A 24,274-nucleotide genomic window follows, 5' to 3' on the forward strand; every position below is an offset into this window, starting at 1 on the left:
CGCTATGCTCGCCTTATATCCCCGTCGGATTGTTCTCCCCAAGGAAATTTCGAGTCGAGCCTACACCGTGCGGGCACCTTTCAGCGCACACGGCGTGCCATCAGCGGAGAGAAAAGAGGAATCACCAAAAAGGACTGTAAATACGGTTTGTATTTACAGTCCTCACGGGTACTGCGAGAAACTACAACGCCCATTGTACGTTCTCATATCCTCTTATCCGCTGACTGGGTCCCTTCGCTCCGGCCCGTTTTCCCCTCCCCGCCTGTGTTGCCACTACGGGTACAGACGGCAAGCCATCATCACTACTACGAACCCGCCGCCATCTTATCAGCCTCGCCGGTGCTAACCCACCTCTTCTGATAAGACTTCAAACGTTCCGCCTTGTCTATCCCTTCTTTTGCTGACCGTAGGTCCCCACTATACAATCGAAGAAAAACAGGTTTAACAGCCGAATTGTTCCTGTTTCGCCTGCATCATTGCAGATGCAGCGGCTGTCGCCCAACCCCTAGCTTTTTACCTGACGACAGCTATTTTCGATTGGGTCCACATGGGTTCGTCGCCTGACCATAGCCAGCTTTTAAGGAGCCCCGCCTCGCTTTGCGCGAGTACGACTTCACCTGACTTCACGCCATTGGTTGATTAGGGCCGCTGACGTGCAGGAGGATTAGGCACGTGATGAATGGGCTGTTATCACGGATTGGGTTTGCACCAATCGATTGAACAAGGCAGTTAGAGAAAATCCCCCTGGACTTGCGTAATCTGCATCGTCAAGGGGGATTTCTCCACTTCTTTCACTCAGGTGAGTTTATGAAGTGACGTTTCGTGATTTAATTAAAGAGTGTTAACATCGTCAACAACTTTTTGAACATCAGTAAGAATCAAATCGGCACCTTTATCTTGTTTCGCTTTAGCAATAGCTGTTTTGTAGGCATCAAATTTTGCTTCTTCTGCATTTTTTACACCAGCTTTACCCAGATCAGCAAATTCATATGTTCCGCTGTTGATTGCTTTTAATGCTTCGTCTGCTGGGTCTACTTGAGGTGTATTTACTTCGTCAACAACTTTTTGAACATCAGCAAGAATCAAATCGGCACCTTTATCTTGTTTCGCTTTAGCAATAGCTGTTTTGTAGGCATCAAATTTTGCTTCTTCTGCATTTTTTACACCAGCTTTACCCAGATCAGCAAATTCATATGTCCCGCTGTTGATTGCTTTTAGTGCTTCGTCTGCTGGGTCTGCTTCAGGTGTATTTACTTCGTCGACTACTTTTTGAATGTCAGCAAGAGTTAAATCGGCACCTTTATCATCTTTCGCTTGAGCAATTGCTGTTTTGTAAGCATCGAATTTCGCTTCATCTGCATTTTTTACACCAGCTTTAGCCAGATCGGTAAATACAAATGTTCCACTGTTGATTGCATTCAGTGCTTTAGCTGCGTCGCTAATCGCTTCAACTACAAATGTATCAGAGGATACAGATGTAAAGTCGTTAGCGTAGTTTCCGATCGCATCAGTGATTGCGATATTATTCAACAGTTCGACAGATACTGCTCCATCAATACTAATGCCACTGAATGTAATTTCTAACGTATTGTCTCTACCAATGTTGATAGTGTAATTAGCAGTTGGAATGCGTTTGCCGTCGGTATTTTTAATTACCAATGCTTGCTTAACATCCGCTTCAACACCAGTTACTTCTTCATCGAATTCCAAAGTGATTGTATCAGTGTCATCATCTGTCTGCAATTTTCCGTTGTCTGGAATAACCAATGTTGGTTTTACTTTATCAACCAAATCCTCGGAAGTTTCAGCTGTAGTTTGGACTGCTCCTTCAAATGCAAAGGCATCCTTTTCGGCTTTAAGTTGCACTGCTACACTTCCATTGGTTGCATTAGCTTTAAGTTCTTTGTTTAGAGTCAATTCAACAGATTTCTTGTCAGCAGCAATGTTTACAGCCGTAACTTGAGCTTCAAGTTCGTTAGCAGCATAAATAGCTACTTTGTTTGGATCTACTGCGGCAAACAAATAACCTTCCTCAGCAAAAACCTTAACTTTATTTTTCGCTACCAGCTGAACATCGTCTTCTTTAATTGCATCATTGAATGCAACAGAAGGATTATATGCCCCATAAATGCCGGTCAGACTGGAAAGGTTTTGGTTTAACTGTTCAGATTTTAACGTGTTACCCGCAACATCTTTAACTGCCAGTATTTTCAAGTTGCCAAATAGCTCTGGTGCTCCTGCTGTTTTGTCAAGTGTAATCACTACTGATTTTGCATCGTTGGAAGCTGTAATTGTTACACCACTAATATCTGAAAGTGGTTTATTGTCTAACAGATAGTTTGCTTTACTTGTCAGTGTAGCAACATCCATTGCCTCATTGAAAATAATCGTAATTTTACTATCCGACTTATCTCCATCGGAAATGATGTTGTCATCAGCAGCTTCTATTTGGTATTTAGCGCTTACGATTTCAGGAGCTTTTTTATCTCCCAATGTAATAGCAAATGTCGCTTCACCTAATTTGTTACCACGAATAGATAGGTCTACAATGTCATTGTCTTTTACAATCTTAATGCTGTAAACTCCAGACCTATTTGCAGCATCTGAAAGTTCAATTACGTAAACCGTATCGCTGTCTTTATTATCTACTTTTTTAGGCTTGACACCAGCAATACCGCCGTTTACAACTTTACCGTCTTTATCGAGAAGTTGGAAATCGGTCTTATCAACATTTTTTACAGCCTTAGAGAATGTAATTTCAACATTGTTGCTGCTGGTTACTGTATGAGTAGCTACAGTTGGTGAAGTTACATCATCTTGTGCAGTAAATTTAAATGTTTTTTCTTCTTTTACTTCGTTACCGTAGTTGTCTTTAATATTTTTGTAAGCGAATTCCGCTTCTACTACAGCAGCAAGATCAAGTGGTGAAGCTAAAGTCATCTCGTATACAGTACCACTCTTTTTATTTACATTCTCTACATCATTGTTGGGCTTTCCTGGCACTTTGACATACAAACCTTGATTGTTAGCATTAACAGTTGTTTCATCTACAATTTCACTAAATGTAACTTTAATCGTATTTGCATTAACTACTTCTACTCCTGTAACCGATGGAGGAGTCGTATCTTCTGCAAGAGTTAAATCAAATTCTTTCTCTTCAATTGGTAATCCAGCAAAGTCACTCAAGTTGGACACTTTAACTTTGTGATTACCTACGGCAACCGGATTCCCTAAAGTGATGGTAACCTTACCGTCATTCTCCTGTTTAACGTCGGATGCAAAAACGTTAATACCATCGATTTGCACCAAATCAGTTAGGACACCGGATGTTCTAGGGAATTCAACTGGCTCAGAGAATTGAAGTTCAAGTGTTTTAGGCGAAGTAAGTGCAGCAGACTGAGCAACTGGAACCTGAGTATCAAGTGTTTTGACAGTAGTTTCATAACTTACTGTTGCTGTACCTTCAGCAGCCTTGAGTTTATCAATTGTTACCTTATATGACTTACCTTGTTCAAACTTGGTATCAGCAACTAAATACAGGGTTTTACCATCCTCAGATAGTTCACGCTTGATAGATTTTGATGTTGTACCATCCAGTAGTTTTACTTTAGTGGATGCCGCATCATCTTTATCTACTGCTTTACTGAACTTAACTGCAATAGCTTTAAGGTTATTAGCACTTACGCTTTCAACAGTGATATCACCAGGAACAGGCCAATCATCTTCATCAGCTGGGTTCCACTTCTCACCCTCGGAACCAACTACAGCGTAATCGTTCTCTTCGAACAAATCACGAGTTGCTGGCTTCAGTACATCTTCCATTTTTTCAGCTTCAGCAGCTACCAGGAAGTTTGCAGCTTTACCGTCTTTGTTTACGTAAACAGTGTCGGTTGCGTTGCTCAGGATTTCTTTCAAGCCAGCTTTAAAGTCAGCCAGCAATGCTGTTGGAGAATAATATTTGTCAACTTCTCCGCCAACGTAGAAACCTTGGCTAGGTTTCGCCATTGCGGAAGCTGCCATGCTAGTCAATACAGCTGTAGAAAGAACAGAAAGTACCAGCTTTTTATTCACGTACTACCCCTCCAGATATTGATAGGTTTTTTTTGTATTTGAGAAACACTCATGCTGTGTATCTGGATGAGTGTGTTTCCCCATATCTGAGTCTGTCCTGTGTTTGGCTTACATGGAATGACAGGGCAGAGGGACTTCCCCCTGCCCCAGGTCATTCATGCCAAACAGGTTAACACTTGAAGAGGATCAGTCAGTTCCCTTGGAAACTGTAGATATTCTTACTTCGTGTCGAATTTGATTGTGTGCTTCTCGGACTTTTGGCCTTCCAGAGTAGCTTCGATGGTGTACTCAGTTGCTCCTGGTTCGCCCAGAACAGTTACTTTGAAAGTACCGTCATTTGCAACAGTAGCTGTCTTTTCGAATTCACCAACAGTTACCTTGATAGTAGCGCCTTTTTCACCTTTACCGGAGATCACGTACTTACCAATGGTGTCGTCGAAGATGGTGCTAACAACCGCTTCCAGGGATTCTTCATCCAGGATGTCTTTAACTTCGCCATCGCCGTCACCAGGTTTTTTCACATCGTAGTTAGCTTGAGCGAAGAAGTCTTTCAGGATTGTTTCACGCTCTTCTTTCGTGTATTCACGTTTGAAGTCATCTTCGTTGGTTACGATCAGTACGTAGTCGTACTTGTTACCATCGTCGTCAGTTTCAACCAGGATGATGTAGTCGCCTTCTTCTACGCCGTCAGTTTCTTCGAGTTCTCCAGCGTCGATGTAGGCAGTTTTGCTGTTAACAGCGAAGTATTGAGTTTGCTTTTCACCTTTTGAATCTTTGTATTCATAAGTGATGCGGCTGGAAGTAACGTCAGTTACTTGAGCAACGTTCAACTCATGCAGGTTTGCACTTTTCAGTTGTTCGTCTGTTGCTGGTTTGTATTTGCCATCGCCGAAGAAATCAGCAGTTTCGATATCGTCTGCACGGTCTACTACTTCAACAACGTCATCAACGATTACTTCATCTTCAGTGTTCAAGCTGTAAGCGATGAAGTCGCCGCGACGAATGCCTGCATCGAGAAGGTCATCGTAATCGCCGTCGAGTTTGTACTCAACTGTAGTCAGCTTGTCATCTTTATCTTTGGTGATCAGCTTAATATAGCCATCGCCTGCGGAAGAAAGATCCAGAACTTGACCGTATTTCACATCGCCGCCCAGTCCGTCACCTTCGATAACGAAGATTGCATCAACTTCTTCATCTTCGTTGATCGAGTAGTAAACTTTGAGGTCTTTTTTCTTCGCGATGTTGCTGAACTTAGCAATACGAGGGTTCTTCAGTTCGCTTTGAGTGCCGCGGATTTCGCCAGTCATATCGAAGATCGCTGTGTCGGAGACTACTTCGTAGCCGTCGAGCATGTCGTCATCTTCGTCTGCTTTGTTATCCCAAGCATTGCCTTCCAGGTATTTCATGTTGGTTGGGAGAACTTTAACTTTTTCTGCTTCGCCTTTAGCATCCAACGTTACTTCGAGCAGCAGGATTTTGTCTCCGTTTTTGTTTGGCACGAAGTCTTTTAGGATTTCGTCTTCTTTTTTGTTCTTCTCGTAAGATTTACCATCTTTCATGTAAATCTTGTCTGGTTTCAGAGCCAGATCGTATTTTTTGCCGTTTTGACCGATGATGCTGAATTCGTACTTACCACGGCTCAGTTCTGCTTTTGTAGTCAGGATAGCTTTGAAACGGCGATCGCTTACGTTGTCACCAGTTTCGATGTGGCGGATACGGCCAGAAGCATCCAGGTACAGTTTTACGCTTTCGCCATCCAGGTCGCGGATTTTATCCCAAGTTCCATCTTCCAGGACAGTGATGTCTTTGTTTTGGTTGTCGGAGAAAGTAGAACCTTTACGGAAACGGTAAGTCTTGTCGCCGATAGTCAGACGGTTGTCGGAATCGGAACGAATAACGACTTTGTCTACTTTACCTTCAACTACAGTGCTAGTAGCGAATACCAGCAGTTTTTCTTTCTTACCGTCAGCATAGTAAACGCTGTATACGTCCATAGGCTTCAGGTCAGCCAGTTTAGCAGGCTTGTTGTCGCGGAATACGAGGAAGTCTTTTCCTTCGTCCAGATCAGCCAGCTTGGTGAAAGAACCGCCATTCAGGTTGGTGATTTTCTTCTTGTCAACATCGATTTTCTCGATAACTTTGGAACCGTACTTCACGCCTTCTTTTGTAGCGTTGAAGGTTTGGTCGTCGATTACGTGGATGTAGCTGATTTCATCTTTCTCATCCAGTACTACTTTTGCGGAGAAAGTCCAGCCATCGTTTGCAGCGATGATGTCCTTGATACCTTTGGTAGCATCGCTGTAAGGCTTGAAGTTGTAAGTAACTTTGGTGTCTTTGTTGAAACGGTAGGTTTTGCCGTTGCCATCAAGTTCGATTTCCAGATCTTCGAGATCGCTGTCTTTCTTGATGTCATCAGTGTTACCGTTTTTGATTTCACGATCGTTGAAGTAGAAAGTGCCCAGACGATCCATGATTACTTCTTCGTCTTCGGAGCCTTCCATCCAAACGATGGTGTTTTCTTTATCGTCTTTGATCCACACTTGTACGTGTTGACCATCGAATTCGTTCGGGTTGATACCGTCAGCTACTTTGTAAGTAGAAGATCCCAGGCCAGCATTTTTACCGTTCAAGGAAACTTCGTTAGCTTTCAGAGTGCCCAGACCGATAACTGGTACGTTTGTTACGATCGGCAGATCTTGTGCACCGTTCTTCTCGTCTTTCGCCCACTCCATGTCGCGAACTTTCACTTTCATGTAGCGAGTCAGAAGAGTTTCGTTGGTGATTTGGAAGTTGAAGTTAACTCCGTAATCTTGTTGCTCCATCAGTTTTACGCGGAGAGCGTTGTCGATCATTTTGAAGATGTCGCCGCGAGTTGCTGCGTTGTTAGGAGCAGTGATGCTTTTCGCGATGTTCAGCTCGGAAGCTTTCGCGATCATGTTGTTTGGCCATACGCCTTTAACAGATGGCTCATAGCCCAGAGCGCGGATCAGCATGGTTACTGCTTCTGCGTAAGTAACATCGTTTTTAGGTTTGAAGGATTTGTCCGGGAAACCTTTGATGATCTCTTGGCCGGATGCTACGTTTACGAAACCAGCAAACCAGTCAGAAGAGTTTACGTCAGTGAAAGTGGATTGGTATTGAGCAAATTTTGCACCTTGCTCCAGTCCACGGATACGAGTGATCAGGGTAGCGAACTCAGCGCGGTTGATTGTTTGATCAACTTTGAAATCGCCATCGCCATAACCTTGTACAACACCCAGTGCATTCAGTCGGTTTACAACCTTCTGAAGTTCAGCATCCATCTTAGGAGCTTCTGTTTTCGTGGTGTCTGTTTGAGTTGCTTCTTCTGCGCCCACTACCATAGGAGCAACAGTCAGTGCGAGTGCACTAGCCAGTACGCTGTTAACAACCTTTTTCATAACCTTGGGTTCTCCTCCTCTAGTACAAACAAATTGTTCTTGGGGAATATTATTTAGTAATCTATCTTTCTTTTTTGAGCCCGAATCCTGCAAGCGCGTTTCACCTCCTTTCGCAGGATTGCTCCGCTTTTTCAGTGTGAAAGTTCTAGTATATTCAGTATTGTGTAAATGCAACAATCCCTAGTGTATCACAGGTGCTAGAATTCGTGAATCTTTTTTACACAATTCCCCGTATTTCGTGTGACATCCTATTAAACGCCTCAGCTCGCAAAAAGTTGCGGTGCCTTCGAAAAAAGTTTTTAAAAATTTTTGTGGTCGCACTTTCACTTCATTATGTATATGGTGACATCCGCCACAATTCGTATTATAGAGCAGGTTGGGCGGGCTGTCACCAGTGAACCTTTTTCCATTTTTCCGGTCAACTTACAGCTCTTGGCTACTTGCCCACTCCGAGGGCATTCTCGAAGTTCACTACCGCCAGATTGTAGTTGCGGATGGCCTCCAGGTATTGATTTTCCCTGTCGGAGTACTCTTCTTCAGCCTGGATCACTTCCAGCGTCGTAGCCAGACCGTTTTCAAAGCGAAGGTTGGTCAGACGATAGCTTTCTGCTGCCGCTTCCTGCGCTTTTTTCTTGAAATCGATCGCGACCTTGGCTGCATTCAGCGTGAGGTAGTTTTCGGCTACCTCCATCTTGATCTGACGGTTTTGCTCATCGATGGCCAGCTTGGCTTTTTCCACGTTGTTGCGGGCAATCCGGCCTTGATAGGTAGAGCTCAGAGACCACTCTTCGAAGAGTCTTACGTTCAGTTGGGCGAGATCCAGCTCTCCAGCTTTTTGCTGCACCTCAATACGCTGGGCGAGCGCTTTTTCCTGCGCCTGCTGCAAAGTAAGCGTAGGAGCGGCTACCTGTTTGTTCTCCGGAGCCAGCTTCCACTTCTTGTTGACATCTACGCCGATGATTTCATTGAATTTCATCCGGTTGATTTCCACGGTGTTTTCCGCAGCTGCCAGAGCCGCCTGTGCGCCGGCTACCCCCATCTCGGCCTGGAGAATATCGGTCTTGGCCTTGGTTCCTACATCAAATGCCGCTTTTGCTACTTTCAGCTGGGTCTGCGCACGGTTCAGGCTTTGCTTTTTCAGGTTCAGGTCCGCCTCTGCATGCAGCAGATTGTAGTAAGCCTGCTGGACTCCCAGCTTGACCTGACTCTCTGTCACCTTTACCGCTAAGTCATTCAGCTTTGTAGTCAGATCTGCCTGAGCCCGGGTCATTTTTTTCTGTTTCTCCGCATCCAGAGAACTGTCCATCATATCGGCTGTGATCGCGGAGGTCGTGGCATAAGACAGCGATTGGTTAATATCTGCGCTTTTCGCTTCCAGACGGGCTGTAAGGATCTTGGAGTTGTTCTGCATCGCCAGTTCGATCGCTTTGGCCAGAGTCATCTGGTCAGACGCAGTGGAATCTGCTGCAGGTGTATTATTCGTGGTGCTGGTGTTTGTAGTCGTAGTTGTGTTTGTCGTGCCAGTTGTGCTTGTAGTCGATGTATTTTTGGCGTCTGTTGCCTTTGTTTCTGTTGCCTTTGTTTCTGTTGCCTTTGCGTCTGCCGTACCGTTCGCAGCCGCTTTGTCTTCCGTTGCGGCGGTATCCGCTTTTGTTGCGTCTGTCTTGTTCGCATCTGCCTTGCTGTTGTCCGCAGTTGCTGCAGTCGTCGCTTTGTCATTCTGCTGACTTCCTTGTGTTTGCGAAGCAGGAGCTGCTGTTCCGCTTTCGGAAGCGACTGCACCTACACCGATCGAGGTCGCCATGACGGCCGCTATGGAAAGCGTCAGCCATTTCTTCGATGAATATGGAAAGTTCATTCTTTTCCACTCCTTTTTGCCTGGATTCATAATGTTTTCACTAGCAGGAAGCTTACAGTTTGTCCCACCAACACTATATCACACCGAATAATGTTTCGTACACGAAGAATCGCCAGTTTCCAAATCTTTCACCTTATCATTGCACCTTGCCATCTATATGCACCCCTCCCCCCGTTTATCACACCTGCCATCTCGTGTTACTACGTTTAAGTCGCCGAAAAATTTCATCTATATAGCGTGTTTGCCATCCACTATTCGAAAACCTTTGGCGGACATGCTATTCTTATCCTTGAGGTGAAAGAGCATGCTACAACAGTACAAAACGATTGCGGGATACGGGGAAGACGAGATTGTCATCGAGCGCTCCCGTTTTATCGGATATGCGCAGCGCGTCACCAGCGAAGAAGAAGCTGCGGCATTTATCGCTATGATTAAAAAAAAGCATTGGGATGCGACCCATAACTGTTCGGCTTTTGTCATCGGGGAGAACGATCAGATCCAGCGCTCCAGCGACGATGGAGAGCCGAGCGGAACGGCTGGCAAGCCTATTTTGGAATGCATCAAGAAAAATGGGGTAAAGGATACCGCCGTCGTCGTGACTCGTTATTTCGGCGGGATCAAGCTGGGTGCCGGCGGTCTGGTCCGCGCCTATACGGCAGGCACGGTGATCGCGCTGAAAGCGGCCGGAATCGTCGTCCATACGCTTCATCAGAAAATCTCCGTCAGTGTCGACTACACCTGGTGGGGCAAGGTCGAAAACGAGCTGCGGATCGGCCAGCAGCGAGTCGTCGGGACAGACTATACGGACAAGGTCACCGTGCATGTGTTGATTCCGGACGGTGAGCAGGACGATTTTGTAGCGCACTTGACGGATGTGACGAATGGCCAGGCGCATATTGTTCTCGGCGAAAAAGAGTATGTGGAAGTCCCTGTGGAGGCTGTCGGGTCGGAAGATGTTTAAGGTGCGGTTGGATTGGTTTGTTGCGGGTCAATCAGCTTGTCCGGGTTAACCGCTTAGATGTAAACCATCTGGATAGAAAGACTACAGACAGAGCTTTGACGTCATTTCACTTGATGGGCTGGGGCTGATTACAGTTTTGCTAAACTCATTTTACCTTGTTGCCCTCCTCTTTCTTCTATTAATATAGAGAGACAAGTGCAGGAACCCATACTATCCAAACAATCGGGGGGAATGACGGTGGGCAGGTCATTGGATGAGCTGTTTGACAAGCTGGAAGCACTCGGCGAGAGGATGGAGCATGGTTTTCAAGCGATTGATAGGCGATTTGAAGAAGTAGACAAGCGGTTTGAGCAGATCGATAGGCGATTTGAAGAAGTAGACAAGCGGTTTGAGCAGATCGATAGGCGGTTTGAAGAAGTAGACAAGCGGTTTGAGCAGATCGATAGGCGCTTTGATGACGTAGACAAGCGGTTTGAGCAGATCGATAGGCGGTTTGAAGAAGTAGACAAGCGGTTTGAGCAGATCGACAGGCGGTTTGATGATGTAGACAAGCGGTTTGAGCAGATCGACAGACGGTTTGATGATGTAGACAAGCGGTTTGAGCAGATCGACAAACGGTTTGAGCAGATGGACTTGCGGTTTGAGCAGATGGACTTGCGGTTTGCGAATGTCGAGAAACGATTGGACCGACATGATGGCATGCTGGGAAGCCTTGAAGAGATGTATGCATCTCTGGTCCAAATGGTGGGACACAGCAACGCCCGGATGGACGAGATTCAGTCCGATCTGCTTGAGCTGAAGCGATTATGGGAACAGACGGACAAATCGACCGCTTTTTTGGAACATAAGGTCTTTGAACATGAAAAACAGCTGTTTCTCCTGCGGGAGAGATTCGAATCATACATTCAGGAAAGACGAGATAAAGAAAGCTGAAGAGGATTTCGCCTCTTCAGCTTTTTGTGTTTGTTGCCGCTTTTATACGTTACTGCTTAGGCAGCTTCTTCAATTGCGTCATTACACGAACGGTGATAACGGCCATCTCTGCACGAGTCAGGTTGTTGGCCGGTTTAAAGCTGTATGTTGGTCTTTTGGCGGTCGGATCATCGGCCTCGCCATTCATCAGTTTTGCTTTTGCTACGGCCAGGACGGAAGCCGTGGCGTAGTGTCCGACGTCTTTTCCATCCGTAAACATTTTATTCAGAGCTTGCTTCGAAGCCTCCGGTGTACCGGTTTTCAGATTCAGCGCACGGGCAATCATCACCGCAGCTTCTTCACGGGTCAGCGGATCATCCGGTCTGAAGTATCCGGGCACCTTCCCGCGAATAATTCCTGCACGAGCTGCAGTTTCCACGTACTTATACTCGTAATCCCAGTGAACAGGTCGCGGACGGACATCGAGGAATGTCGGGTTTACCGGGTCGGTTTCATCACTGTCATAGTAAGGTCCGGCCTTGATCGGCAAATCCATCGCTTTTACGAGCATGGTCGCAAACTCTCCGCGAGTGATATCGCGATTCGCTCCAAAGGTGCTGTAGCTGTATGCCGGCATGATTCCTTTTGAGTAGAGTGTTTCCATCGCGTCACGGGCATATTCATGGAACACCACGTCGTCGAAGGACTCGCGGTTTTTCATGACCATGTAATAACCAAAGCCTCTAAACGGAACCGTAACGGTCTTCTTGCCGGTATTTACAACGCCCCCGATATTTTTCCACTCAAAGCCGTTGTGATAATAAACGGTGAGAATGTTGTTTGCCGCATTCACGATGGAAGAGTCGTATTGAATCGACAGCGTCCCTTCCCGGCTCGGGATGAGGTTGTCATCATAGCGTCCTCTGAATTCTTCTCCATCGTCTTCATCATAGTACGGGTCTCGTCCACCTGGATTTTTCACGTCGCCAGCGTCAATGTAGTAAAGCGGGCTTGCGTAATTGAACTTCTCATCCAATTCCAGTCGGCTCTTCATCGAGCTGCCAGACAAGTTCACCTGGCCCGTGGTACGGTCGGCAATACCAAAATACAATGGTACATCGACAAAAATGTCTTCGGTTGGATTCTTGACTTCTTCTCCTGCACGGTGATTGCTTGGCGAAAGAAGTACGGTTCCTGCAGGGAACTTCAATTCCAGCCCCTTGTTAAATACCGAGAATGACACTTTCTTGCCGAGGACTTCGCGGTATTCTGCACCATCTACCGTCGAATTCGCATTAAAGATTTGAATCTGGTCGTTGTAGGTGGTATCCCCTACCTGAACCGTGAATTTGATCGTGTTCAACCCGTTTTTCAGCGGGACAGTCGCCGTAAAGACGTAATAAGTCTCCGGTATCGCTTTTGCGAAATCAGGGTCGAATCTAAAGTCGGGTTCAGTCCTGTTGCTCGTTTTCGCTTCGATTTTGCCAAACATGACCTTGTCCGCTTTTTCAGCGAAAACCTTGATCACGGCACTGTTGCTGTTTACAGTAATGTACTGGTCTGTCGACCTGGCTTTGACCGGACTCAAAACCTCCCAGTTGCTTGTTCTCTGGTTGATCTTGATGTTGTATCGTACGACTGTACCGCTTTCATCCTCTGCGACGATCGTGTATACCGTCGAGTTGTTTTTCCGCAGAGTCAGCGGCAACAACGCCAGGTACTTTTCCTGCTCTTCGAGTTTTTGATCGCCTGTTCCCTTTACCGCCTGCTGCACTTTATCGAGCATGCGATTGTACTTGGAGGAAGATAGCGACCCTTCGAAGCTCGTGCTGGATTTGTCGTCAATGTTGTAGCTGGAATCAAAGAAGTTCTGCAAACTGCTCGGAAGCTCGCCAATCGCATCATTGTATTCCTTGCTGGCAGGGTCTGGCGTCTTCCAGCTTCCGGAATCCTTTTCAAATTCCACAATCCGCTTGCCGTTTTTCTCCACATAGAGCTTGGAGGCATCTTTTACCTTAAAGGAGAATTTGCTCAAGAAAGCAGCACCGGTTTCGTATGTTCCGCCGGTAGAACCAGTCAGCTCATTTTCCTTCCCATTGAAGATTCCCCACAGCTTTACCTCTTCGATGGAGGGAGCCTTGGCCGTAATGTACAGGATATTGTAGGTAAATACGACAGGAGTAGCTCCCGGTTTTGCCGTTGGATTCAGTGTAATTTTCAGGGTGTTTGTACCCTTTTTCAATATGGAAGAACCGTTGACCGACTTCTTCAACTCTGAACTTGAAATGCTGAACTTGCCATTCGCGGCGTCGACACTCGAAAGGGCTAGGTCCTGTTCGTTCAGCTTCACAGTGAGATTATCCAGCTTGGAAGAATCGCTCGGGTTTGCTTTCAGATCAAAGTTGTACACGCGTCCGTGCAAAGTCGGTACATCGCTGTCGCTATTGATCTGGAAGCCGTCATAAAAGCTGTTGTCTTGCGAACCGGTTTTGTAGGTAAGCTGTACGTAAGGGGCAATTTGCCACTTGATCGGATACATTACAGACGTGCCAGCTCCGCCTGTATAAACAATTTTTAGATTTCCCGTACCTGCGTCGGGATTTTTCAAGCTGATCGTTGCCACATATTTGTTTGCAACCGTGTTTCCTGATGCATCTTTAAAGGGATCTACCTTCAGGGCATAGTTGCTGCTGTCCAGTGGATTCTCGTTTAGGTAGAGTTGATACTTGCTGGAATCGCCAACAAATTCACCGGTTACGAGAAGTTCTGCAGGCACTCCCAGCAGAGTATTCGTCCTGGAAGTAGAGAGCGGCGCTCCCAAATAGCTGCCGGAGATAAACTGCGGCGCATCCTGCTCTACGGTCTTGATGGTGTACAGATACCGTTTTACCTCAAAGGAGCTCGGTGTTGTAGACGGATCTGTGTCTTCTTTGTACTTGTAAACAAGCCATACAGTGTATTTCTTTCCAGATGCCAATGCCGATTGGGGCACATTACCGCTGAGTTCGTATTGCGTAAAACCGTCATTGGACGCTTTTTTGTCTGTAATGGTAGCCGTATAGGAGGTTTCCGCCGAAGCCCCGTCTTCTTTGATGACAAAAGACATTGAATCAAATGGCTTGTTCGGATTCGCCGTATCGTATTGCAGCAAGGCGGAAGATTTCAGACTCAGGTTCGCTGAGCTTGCCGGATCGACTCTCACAATGTTGTTTCCGACCTCATCCTCTGTGTCCGGAGTCAGCCGCTCATTGTTGATGCTGAGATTATAGAGCAAATCGGCTTCACCGATCGACGTCGTGACAATCAGAAGCTTTCTCTCGATGGCGCCAACCGTTTTGTTTTGGTTCAACGCCGTGAAGCGAAGCGTGTTTTCACCAAACATGACAGGAATTTTCAGGCTGAAGAAGCCTGTGTTTTTGCTGACCGAACCGCGAACTTCCTCGCCCTTGGAGATATTCTCCACGACAACGGTATCCGCATTCAACGCCTTGCCGTTGAGATTGACAACCATCCGGTTCGAGGCAGGCAAAGAATAATAGGTGACTCCACTCGGATTGAGCTCGGTATCCTCAACAGATATTTCCTCAATGATCGGGGTGTCGTTATAGTTCACGTAAAACTGCAAATGGTCTTTTTCCACACTGCCCACATTTTCGTAAAAGCTGATCTTGTTCAGACCTGGCTGCAACGAAATGTCATAGAACGTAAACTGGCTCCCCGACACGGTCGGTGTTATTTTTTCCATCCCGGGGACTTCGGTTCCATTCCCCAAAGTGATTTTGACCCGCAAATTCCGGCCGGATACGCCAGCTCCCACGGTACCACTGATGGTAATCTTTGAACTTCCATACGTATAAGCGTCCACAGGGCTTGTGCCCTTGCCGTTATACGCATCTTCCAGAATGACAGGTTTCTCAGTAGCAGCAGCAGCCATGGACGGGAGCACTCCACTGACTACAAGTAACAGTGCCAAACTTACAGCCAACCACTGCCGCATCGTAGCGAACATCTTCTGCAAAAGGTTTCACCTCTCCATATAGTCTGTATTTGGCCCTGCCAATTTTTGTGCAGGGGATGCCTTACTCGTCTTTACTGTTATCGGCAAAATCTTCTATCTGGTTAAGGATAAACTGCAAAAATGTGGAGAAAAAAAGCCCCTGCTGTCCACCAGCAGAGGCTTTGCGTACGTTATTCATTTCTAGTGACTGCGGCGCTGATCGGCGTTCTTCACCTTCAGCTTGCGATACGTATTGATCAGCGGACGGTGGCGGCGGCCGACGAGGCCGACGATCTCTGTCGCCATGTGGGTAGCGAAGAGCAGCAGCACCATCACGATGATGGTTGTCCATTTTGTCGTTTTTGTCAAAACGATCGCCATCGTCCCGAAGAAGATGCTGATCATGTAGATCGTCAGTACTGTCGCGCGGTGCGACAGTCCCATGTTCAACAGACAGTGGTGCAGATGGCCTTTATCCGGGCTGGAAATCGGCTTTTTGTTGACGATCCGCCGGACGATGGCGAAAAACGTGTCCCAAAGCGGAACGCCGAGCACCACGATGGGGATGATAAAGGAGACGAACAGCGCCTCTTTGAAGCCCATGATGGAGAGCGCCGCCAGGTTGAAGCCCAAAAACAGCGAGCCGGTGTCTCCCATGAAAATACGGGCCGGATGGAAATTGAAATAGAGAAAGCCGAGTATGGCTCCCAGCAGAACGAAGCAGTAAATCGCAATCGTGTCATAGTGAGCCGCCGCGCCGCTGCCGGACATAACCAGTGCCACGATGGCCATCGTAGCTGTCGCGATCGCCGATACCCCTGCGGACAGGCCGTCCAGGCCGTCGATCAGGTTGACGGCGTTGGTGACACCGACAATCCAGAAGATCGTGATCGGTACGCCGAGCCAGAGCAGCCAGCCGCTGGAGAAATCGATGCTGCCCTCATAAGGCAGGTTGACGACGCCTATTTTGAGGCCAAACGGAATGACGACGACTGCCGCTGCAAGCAGTTGGCCCATCAGCTTCCACTTGGGAGAGAGCTGGTATTTGTCATCCAGCATTCCTGTCGCCATCACGATCGTACCGCCGATGAAGATGCCGAGCATTTCTTTCATCGTAGTAAATGGAACAAATATGAAAAATGCAACAAAATATCCGAGATAAATCGCCAGACCACCCAGTCGCGGCATGATCCGCTTGTGAACCTTGCGCTGGTCCGGCGTGTCTGTCGCTCCGATGGATTCCGCCAGTTTTTTCACGTATGGTGTGGCTATAAATGATACTATCAGCGAAGTCAGTAATCCGAGGATTAGTGTAGACATCGACTGTTCTCCTCTCTACGGGTACGTTCAGGAGCGGCTTCCCCTTTTTTCCTTCAAGACTGTCCAGACAAACAGCGGAATAGCCAACTGTCTTCTCCAGCGCGACGGCTGGGCCAACAGTCGATACAGCCACTCCAGATGCAAGCGCTGCCACAGCTTTGGCGCTCTCTTTACTTTCCCGGCAATGACGTCAAGGCTGCCTCCGACTCCCATCGCGAGCGTAGCCTGAAGCTGATCGCGGTAGGCGGCGATCCATTCGTCCTGCCTGGGCGCTCCCATCGCCACGAACAGGAGATGGGGCTGTTTTTCGGCTATGTCTTGCACGACTCTTTGTTCTTCGTCTCGTTGAAAATAACCGTCTCGATACCCGACGACGCGCGCCCCCGGAAACCGCTCGGACAGCTTTTCCGCTGCCAGCCGGTTTACCTCCGGTGACGCTCCCAAAAGATATACTTTCCACTTTTCTCTGTCTGCCGCTGCCATCAATGCTTCCAGCAGCTCCACGCCCGCAACGCGCTCGCGAATCGGCTCTCCCGTCCACTTGGCCGCATAGACAATGCCGATCCCGTCCGGAACGACATAGGCTTGGTCCAATAGTTTCAGAAAGGAGCGATTTTCCTTCGCCAGCATGACAATTTCCGGGTTGGCCGTGACGACGTGCGTCTGTTTTCCTTCCCGGATCCGGTCGACAAGATGTGCCACCGTCTCGTCAAAACCGCGTGTAGAAAACGACACACCCAATATGTTTGCGACCTGTTTGGTCAACGTTTTCACCTTCATTACGTGATAGACGCAGAGCGCCTAAGAAATGTTGCACATACATTAGCCATTCTACCCCAAATAGGCCTTACATACAAGATGGGCGATTTTCTAGTCCTTTTGTGCTGCCGACAGGGCAAAAAGAAGTCCGCCCTCAGCCACGACCTTGCCGTTTACCTTGGCTGTTCCGTGTCCCTTGCCGATCGAGCCGCGCACTCGCGTCAATTCGACCTCAAGTGTCAGGGTATCGCCCGGCTTGACCTGATCCTTGAAGCGAAATTCGTCGATTCCGGCAAAAAAGGCGATTTTGCCTCTGTTTTCCTCCATGCTCAGTACCGCGACGGCTCCTACCTGGGCCAGCGCTTCGACGATCAGCACACCTGGCATGACCGGGTAGCCCGGGAAATGACCTTGGAAAAACGGCTCGTTTACCGTAACGTTTTTTAACCCGACTGCCCGCTTCCCCGACTCCAGCTCGGTAACCTTGTCCACCAATAAAAAAGGATAGCGATGGGGGATAATCGATTGAATGTCTGTTACGTCCAAAGGCAATTGAAATTCCATAAACAACGCTCCATTTCCATTCTTTATATCACTCATGCCATGCATGAAGAACATACTCGAAACTGAGAATAAAGACAACCCCCTATCTTCCACATGGGGAGATCGGGGTTAAGATAGAGGGGCACTTCCTGCACATGCGGCGGAAGTGCTCTTTTCATCCCTGGTTTGTATTAGTACACGCGATTCATCAGACGAAACTTGACCAGGTAAATGGCGGCGGTCACAAACGAGAACAGGATAGCCGTCCATAGGATAAGCTCGCCGTACTGAAACCTGTACATGACCATCGGGAACGCGATGTAAAACAAGACCGTCGTTATTTTGCCAAACGCATTGGCTGGCACTGTCTTTTTCCCACGGAAGTGGAAAAAGGCCGATGCCACGATCATTCCGGCGTCGCGAGCAAAGAAAAACAGGGCGGCCCATACACTGATCCGCTCTGTTAAAAACAATGAAGCGATCACTGCCATCATCATCAGCTTGTCTGCAAGCGGGTCCATCATCGTCCCAAACGTCGTTACAAGCTTGTGCTTTCGCGCGATGTATCCATCTGCAATGTCAGTCACTCCCGCGAGAATCAAGATGCCGAGGGCAACCTCAATATGAAACGGGAACTCCCGAAAAAACACGTACAAATACAAAGGGATGAGAACGATGCGAAAAACGGTCAGCGCATTTGGAAGATTCACGGATATCCCTCCGGATCAAATCGTCACTCCCTTTTTACCACTGTTCCATTATACTCTTTGGACAAAGGGCACAACAAGTCCCCGGAAGAGAGCCGGGATGGCTTGCAAGCGATCAAAAAAATACCCCACACCTCCTGCGGCTGGGGTCTGTATTTTCTAGGTGCCAGAGAACATCAGATCATACATATGCTTATACGTGTTAATATCAAACACTTCTGACGCCGGCTTGTGTCCGACCATGCTGTAACCGATGACCAGGCCGATGATCAGCGAGAAAAACAGCAGAAATGGGACGATCAGCCACTTGGCGAGCTTTATTTGCCAAGCGCTGCCGACACGCTTCCTTTCTCTCTGTTCGGCTCCCTGGCCATCACGCGGGGAACGTTTCCCCTTTCCTTGATCCATTCGCGTATCCTCCGACATGCCAAAGTGTATTAACGGGACCTGAGCGAATTGGCAATCCCCATCATCTGGTCGGTGATTCCAATCGCACGGGAATTCAATTGATAGGCCCGTTGCACATTGATCAATTGGGACATTTCTTCCTGAACATTGACATTGGATGTTTCCAGTGCGCCTTGCTTGATCCGGCCGTCGGCAAACTGCATAAAGTCAGGTGCCTTCTGGTCGTCCAGCACAGGAGCCAGAAGCTGGTTGTCTCCTACCTGCTGCAACTGGTCAGGGTTGTCCACTTTGTAAAGACGCATCTGCGCCACTTCATTTCCATCCAAAAACACGACGCCCTCTGGCGTAATGGTCAGCTCTCCGGGATTCTCAAAGCTGATGGGAAGCCCCACTTCATCCACCAGGTACTCGCCTGTAGGAGTTACCAGAGCATACCCGGGCAGCCCAGCCATTTGAGCAAATTGAAAAGCTCCGCTCCGCGTCAGACGGTATTCATCGTCCAGCTCCCCGTTTGCGTTGCGAAACGGACGAGAGACCAGGAAATAGCCGTCCCCTTCGATCATCAGATCGGTCGGTACATCCGTCTGCTTCATGTTCCCCGGGGAGACGTCCGTTTTCGTCAAGCCCAGCCTTGAACCGCTGCCGATGCGCAGACCGGGCGGAGAATTGCGCTGTCTGCTGTCTACTGCGGCCTGCTCGTTCATCGAGTCTGACAAAAGCTCGGAAAACGATGCAGTCCGCCGCTTGTATCCGACTGTATCGGCGTTGGCCAGATTGTTGGCCGTGTTATCCAATGCCTGCTGGACGCCGCGCAGAGCTGCCGTGGAGATGTTTAGTGATTGCATGCGCTCTTCCTCCTATCTTACCCGTTAACCCGTCCGATTTCATTGGCTGCTTTTTCCATCGTGCCATCCACTGTCGTAATGATGCGCTGGTTCGCCTCGTATGCCCGAAGAACCGTCATCATATCCGTCATCGTCTGGGCAGGATCGACATTGGAGCGTTCCAGCCAGCCTTGCTTCACGCCGTAAAAGCCCGTATTTTCCGGGTCATCGCCCACATTTGCCGGTTGTCCCTCGCCTGTGTAGCGGTAGACGTTGGTTCCTTCCCTCACCATTTGCTGTGGATTGGTCAGCACTTTTATGCCCAGGCTTTGATCGTTCAACGGCACCTGTTCGCCAGCATCATTTCGATAAAAGAGCGCACCGTTGGCGGTAATCTCCAGCGTATGGCCCGCACTCTGATCAGGAAAGTCCGGATCGTTGACACGGATCGCCTGATTCTCATTATTCAGCACATAATAGCCGTCTGGCGTCACCAGATAGCCGTCTGCATTGACGCTCCAGTTGCCGTTGCGGGTGTATCGCAGCTGCTCAGGCTCTGCTGTATCCGTAGCGGGATCAGCCAGTCTCGCTACGCTGAAGAACAGGCGGCGCTCGTTGCCTTCTTCATCCGGCTGGATGTTGTCCATGAGCGCGACATCGTACGGATCGCGCGTCTCGGCGATATCCCCCTGGCGAAACACAGGAAGCGCCTCCGACATGTACACACCCGTATGCAGACGACCGATCGGGACTGCTTGTCCACCCATTTGCGGCATCCCCTGAATATCAGGTCCTTCCTGATCGCGGATGCGAGACAGGAGCTGCTCGGGGAAAGCGCGCATGACGCCCACGTCCTGCTTGTAGCCAGGCGTATTGATGTTAGCCAGATTGTTGGCCAGCGAATCCTGTTTTCTCTGCAAAGACAACATGCCCGATGCGGCTGTATACAAGCCTCTGATCACACGGCATTACCTCCCGAAAAACTTTTTCTTCCGATATGCCGGCACTTTGTCCAGATAGTCCAGCATCATGCCGGTTCCTTTGGCGACGCACATCATCGGATCTTCCGCTACGAGCACCGGTACTTTCAACTCGTCCGCCAGCAGCTGGTCGAATCCATGCAGAAGCGCGCCTCCTCCAGTCAGGAAAACTCCCTTATCAATAATATCGGCAGAAAGCTCCGGAGGTGTTCGTTCCAAAACAGATTTGGATGCTTGTACAATTGCGCTAACCGACTCAGCCAGGGCTTCCTGGACTTCGTGCGAGCGAATGGTAATGGTTTGAGGCAACCCGCTTACCATATCCCTGCCGCGAATATCCATTTCGTCCTGGCGTCCGCCGGAAACCGTACCGATTTGCATTTTGATATCTTCAGACGTACGTTCCCCGATCAGCAGCTTGTATTTCGTTTTTATGTATCTCATGATGGCCATGTCAAATTTGTCGCCCGCAACCTTAATGGAGGAAGATGTGACGATATCGCCCATGGACAGTACCGCTACATCCGTTGTACCTCCGCCGATATCCACTACCATGTTGCCGGATGGCTGGAAAATTTCCATGCCGGCTCCTACAGCGGCTACCTTCGGTTCTTCTTCGATAAATACCTCGCGTGCACCGCCGCTGCGCTCAGCCGCTTCACGAATGGCTTTTTGCTCTACCGACGTGATGTTCGTCGGACAGCAAATCAAGATGCGCGGACGGGCAAACATTTGCTTCCCGCCAATCTTGGCCAAAAAGTGCTTCAACATCGCTTCCGTGATATCAAAATCGGCAATAACCCCGTCACGCAACGGCCGGATCGCCACGATATTTCCTGGAGTACGTCCCACCATGCGGTGAGCCTCATTTCCTACGGCTAGCACTTTTTTCGTATGATTATCAATTGCCACGACAGAAGGTTCATCCAGGACGATGCCTTTGCCCTTTACAAAAACCAGGACATTGGCCGTACCCAGGTCGATTCCGATATCTTTGCCAAACATGAAAAGGTCCTCCCTGTACCAGTTACATATCTACCCCTTATCATAGGCTGTTAGACGTGAGAGGACAAGGAAATTCTTATGGACTTAGGAAATAATTGTTTATGAATTGCATATTTTTATACGCTTTCCTCCTGTTCTACCCGGACTTTCTTGCTCCTTCTCTTGTACTTGATCTTGGTTGCCTCTCCTCCACGCAGATGACGGATCGCCTTGTGGTACTCCAATATTTCCTTTACCTGGTTCGCCAACTCCGGATTTATCTCAGGCAGCCGCTCTGTCAGATCCTTGTGTACCGTGCTCTTGGAAACACCGAACTCTTTGGCGATCATGCGAACCGTATTTCGCGTTTCTACAATATACCGGCCGATCTTTATGGTTCGCTCCTTGATGTAATCGTGCACGCTACTCGCCTCCCTGTTTCAACATTGTCTGTTACAATATATGGGTGGGTGCGGACACATATTCTACGTTTCCAAGCCTGACAAGCCAGCACGACCACATCTTTTTTGGAGGGCGTGTACACATCGGCCTGTTTTTCATAAAAAAAGCCTGCAGAGCGAACCTCTCTACAGGCTTGTCGGCATTTCTGAAATTCCTGGAATCGTTATTGATCCTGCATTTCCGATTGGAGCAGGTATTGCTCCGGATCGACAGACGCACCGTCAACGCGAACTTCGAAGTGAAGGTGAATACCGGCATCCTTTTCATACACGCTGCGCCCCGCTGTACCCAGCACCTGGCCTTGGGTTACTTCATCGCCAGGCTTGACATTCACTTTGTCCAGGCTTTGATACACGGTGACCATCTTGTCGGCATGCTCGATTTCCACCACGCGACCGACGAGCGGATCGTTTTCCACCTTGCTCACCTTGCCAGGCAGAGCGGCGGTTACATCAAAGCTCTTGCCGTCAGTCGACTTCAGGTCGATACCGGTGTGCGGCATAAACGTGTTGTCATACTTGACGAGAGCTTTTTGCTGTACATCCTTGGACGCTTGCTCGTCGAAGAAATTCATTCCCTTTTCGTACTGAACTCCTTTGGCTACAGGCCAAGCAAGCTGTTGAACGGTTCCAGATACCGGAACAGCGCTGTTTTCGTCAGCTTCAGACGGATCTTTGGCGCCTTCCTGCGGTGTCGTGATCGCAATGCCGCCCTCGGCTTGGCCGGGGAGATTGTCGGTCACGCCGCCGCTCTGATACCACATCACAAAAGCGAGAATAATTGCTGCGGTGCCGATGTAGATCGCCGGAAACGCCCATTTTTTGCCCAAAACGTTTTTCCAGGAGCTTGCCTTTTTGAATGGAATCGGTTGATTTTGATTTTTTTGATCTTCCATTGTATTCATCACCTCATCCCTCAGTATCGCCAGATTTTCGGCGGATAAACCTGAGAGAGAGGGGAAACTTGTAAATTTGCAGAAAACAGCCTTTTTTCTCTTTTGCCTTTATCCTTTCAGGATGAGGTCGCAATTTTCCAAGGCGATTCCCTGGTAAAAGTATTTGACGATCTGCTCGGCACTCTTCCCTGCCTTCGCCATTCCGTTGGCCCCCCACTGGCTCATCCCGACACCGTGGCCGTATCCTTTGGTCGTAATATGGACTTCATTGCCTCGCAGCTCCAGCGTAAAGGCGGAAGATTGGAGTCCGAGCTTCTCGCGGAATTCCCTGCCGCTGAACTCTTTTCCGCCAATGCTGATTTTGCCCACGCGATTGCCCGTCGTCCGCTCCACGATGCGATACCAGCTGCCATTGCCGGAGGCTTCCTTTGTCAGTTTGATTCCGAGACGCTGCTCCAGGTCCGCTGCGGCGATTTTGACGGTTTTTTCAAAGCTGGGCGATTGAATGTCCCAGGGGCTTGCCACGCTTTTCAAATAGGGAACCGGCTCTTCAAAATACTCGTTGGCATTTTCCGTAAACCCATTGCTGGTGGAGAAAAAGGTCGCGTCGATCGGCTTGCCTCCGTAGGTCAGAACGACCCCGGCCGTCGCCTGCACAGCCTGGCGGATGCGCGCGTTTTTCCACTCGAATTGGTCCCCCCAGTTCTGCTTGCGCTGCGCCTCGTCGAGAAAGACCTGATGCTTCACCGTATCGGTGACCTGTGCTCCCTTGGGAACGTCATCAAATTTCTTCGCATCGAGCCTGCGGATGATGTAGGTACGGGCTGCCATCGCCTGGGCCTTGAGCGCCTCCAGCTCGAACTCTGCCGGCATCTCCGCCGCCACTACGCCCTCGATGTACGTTTCCAACGGCATCGTTTCCACAGCCTGTTTGGCGGTCCGATATACCTTCACCTCAATCGCCGACTGATGAACAGCCGGGTTGTTCGGGGCAGAGACTTGCGGAAGCCCCTCGCTTCCGGGTGGAGAGGAAAAAAAGTAGACCAGCGCGGCAGGCAGCATCACGAGCAGTATCGGCAATCCGATGAACCACGCCACCAGGTAACGTTTCATGCGTCATATCCCCCCTCTTGTGCTGGACTATTTCAGTCTATGTCCAAGCCTCGGGAGGTAG

At 48.7% G+C, this 24,274-nt stretch carries 17 protein-coding genes; 2 read left to right on the forward strand and 15 right to left on the reverse strand.

The features are described 5' to 3' along the window. Nucleotides 1–831 precede the first annotated feature (831 nt). The 3 genes from NSQ24_RS23920 to NSQ24_RS23930 form a co-directional block, all read right to left on the reverse strand. Nucleotides 832–4,071 (reverse strand): Ig-like domain-containing protein, encoded by a 3,240-nt coding sequence (locus NSQ24_RS23920; RefSeq protein WP_339166767.1) that lies wholly within the window; start codon nucleotides 4,069–4,071, stop codon nucleotides 832–834. A 218-nt stretch (nucleotides 4,072–4,289) separates the two neighbouring features. Then, nucleotides 4,290–7,490: an S-layer homology domain-containing protein gene (locus NSQ24_RS23925; RefSeq protein ID WP_339166769.1), complete on the reverse strand. Its 3,201-nt coding sequence runs from the start codon at nucleotides 7,488–7,490 to the stop codon at nucleotides 4,290–4,292. Nucleotides 7,491–7,926: 436 nt separating this feature from the next. Further along, entirely contained in the window at nucleotides 7,927–9,348 is a 1,422-nt protein-coding gene (locus tag NSQ24_RS23930; protein ID WP_339166771.1) for a TolC family protein, read from the reverse strand. Between the two features lie 304 nt (nucleotides 9,349–9,652). Here NSQ24_RS23930 and NSQ24_RS23935 point away from each other — a divergent pair, with 304 nt between their 5' ends. Together NSQ24_RS23935 and NSQ24_RS23940 are read left to right on the forward strand one after the other, a co-directional pair. Continuing rightward, entirely contained in the window at nucleotides 9,653–10,309 is a 657-nt protein-coding gene (locus NSQ24_RS23935) for a YigZ family protein (RefSeq protein ID WP_024983776.1), read from the forward strand. Nucleotides 10,310–10,546: 237 nt separating this feature from the next. Next, nucleotides 10,547–11,242, forward strand: a complete 696-nt coding sequence (locus NSQ24_RS23940) for a hypothetical protein (protein ID WP_279041584.1) — start codon at nucleotides 10,547–10,549, stop codon at nucleotides 11,240–11,242. 49 nt (nucleotides 11,243–11,291) lie between these two features. On the opposite strand, the gene NSQ24_RS23945 is transcribed toward NSQ24_RS23940, so the two are convergent. From NSQ24_RS23945 to spoIID, 12 genes are all read right to left on the reverse strand, one after another. Then, on the reverse strand, nucleotides 11,292–15,230 hold the full coding sequence (locus NSQ24_RS23945) for an S-layer homology domain-containing protein (protein ID WP_231504290.1): 3,939 nt from the start codon (nucleotides 15,228–15,230) through the stop codon (nucleotides 11,292–11,294). A gap of 189 nt (nucleotides 15,231–15,419) precedes the next feature. Next, nucleotides 15,420–16,538, reverse strand: a complete 1,119-nt coding sequence (locus NSQ24_RS23950) for an MraY family glycosyltransferase (protein WP_003388375.1) — start codon at nucleotides 16,536–16,538, stop codon at nucleotides 15,420–15,422. Nucleotides 16,539–16,565: 27 nt separating this feature from the next. Further along, entirely contained in the window at nucleotides 16,566–17,303 is a 738-nt protein-coding gene (locus NSQ24_RS23955) for a WecB/TagA/CpsF family glycosyltransferase (protein ID WP_171506164.1), read from the reverse strand. A gap of 105 nt (nucleotides 17,304–17,408) precedes the next feature. Next, a complete protein-coding gene (gene fabZ / locus NSQ24_RS23960; RefSeq protein ID WP_003388377.1) occupies nucleotides 17,409–17,861 on the reverse strand; it encodes a 3-hydroxyacyl-ACP dehydratase FabZ in 453 nt (150 codons plus the stop codon). Nucleotides 17,862–18,031: 170 nt separating this feature from the next. Then, complete coding sequence (locus tag NSQ24_RS23965) at nucleotides 18,032–18,556, reverse strand: CDP-alcohol phosphatidyltransferase family protein (RefSeq protein ID WP_031932667.1); 525 nt, start codon at nucleotides 18,554–18,556, stop codon at nucleotides 18,032–18,034. 150 nt (nucleotides 18,557–18,706) lie between these two features. After that, a complete protein-coding gene (locus NSQ24_RS23970; RefSeq protein ID WP_003388379.1) occupies nucleotides 18,707–18,955 on the reverse strand; it encodes a DNA-directed RNA polymerase subunit beta in 249 nt (82 codons plus the stop codon). A 29-nt stretch (nucleotides 18,956–18,984) separates the two neighbouring features. After that, entirely contained in the window at nucleotides 18,985–19,800 is an 816-nt protein-coding gene (locus NSQ24_RS23975) for a flagellar hook-basal body protein (protein WP_003388380.1), read from the reverse strand. Nucleotides 19,801–19,817: 17 nt separating this feature from the next. Then, nucleotides 19,818–20,741 (reverse strand): flagellar hook-basal body protein, encoded by a 924-nt coding sequence (locus NSQ24_RS23980; RefSeq protein ID WP_003388381.1) that lies wholly within the window; start codon nucleotides 20,739–20,741, stop codon nucleotides 19,818–19,820. A gap of 6 nt (nucleotides 20,742–20,747) precedes the next feature. Continuing rightward, complete coding sequence (locus tag NSQ24_RS23985) at nucleotides 20,748–21,764, reverse strand: rod shape-determining protein (RefSeq protein ID WP_003388382.1); 1,017 nt, start codon at nucleotides 21,762–21,764, stop codon at nucleotides 20,748–20,750. 116 nt (nucleotides 21,765–21,880) lie between these two features. Next, nucleotides 21,881–22,165: a sporulation transcriptional regulator SpoIIID gene (gene spoIIID, locus NSQ24_RS23990; protein ID WP_003388385.1), complete on the reverse strand. Its 285-nt coding sequence runs from the start codon at nucleotides 22,163–22,165 to the stop codon at nucleotides 21,881–21,883. Between the two features lie 203 nt (nucleotides 22,166–22,368). Next, the gene (locus NSQ24_RS23995; protein ID WP_003388386.1) at nucleotides 22,369–23,100 is read right to left on the reverse strand and encodes a M23 family metallopeptidase; all 732 of its coding nucleotides are present in this window, start codon (nucleotides 23,098–23,100) and stop codon (nucleotides 22,369–22,371) included. Between the two features lie 108 nt (nucleotides 23,101–23,208). Then, on the reverse strand, nucleotides 23,209–24,213 hold the full coding sequence (gene spoIID, locus NSQ24_RS24000; protein ID WP_024983773.1) for a stage II sporulation protein D: 1,005 nt from the start codon (nucleotides 24,211–24,213) through the stop codon (nucleotides 23,209–23,211). Nucleotides 24,214–24,274 lie beyond the last annotated feature (61 nt).

It is taken from the genome of Brevibacillus sp. FSL L8-0520 (assembly GCF_037963895.1).
In the GTDB taxonomy this organism is placed as follows: Bacteria; Bacillota; Bacilli; order Brevibacillales; family Brevibacillaceae; genus Brevibacillus; species Brevibacillus borstelensis.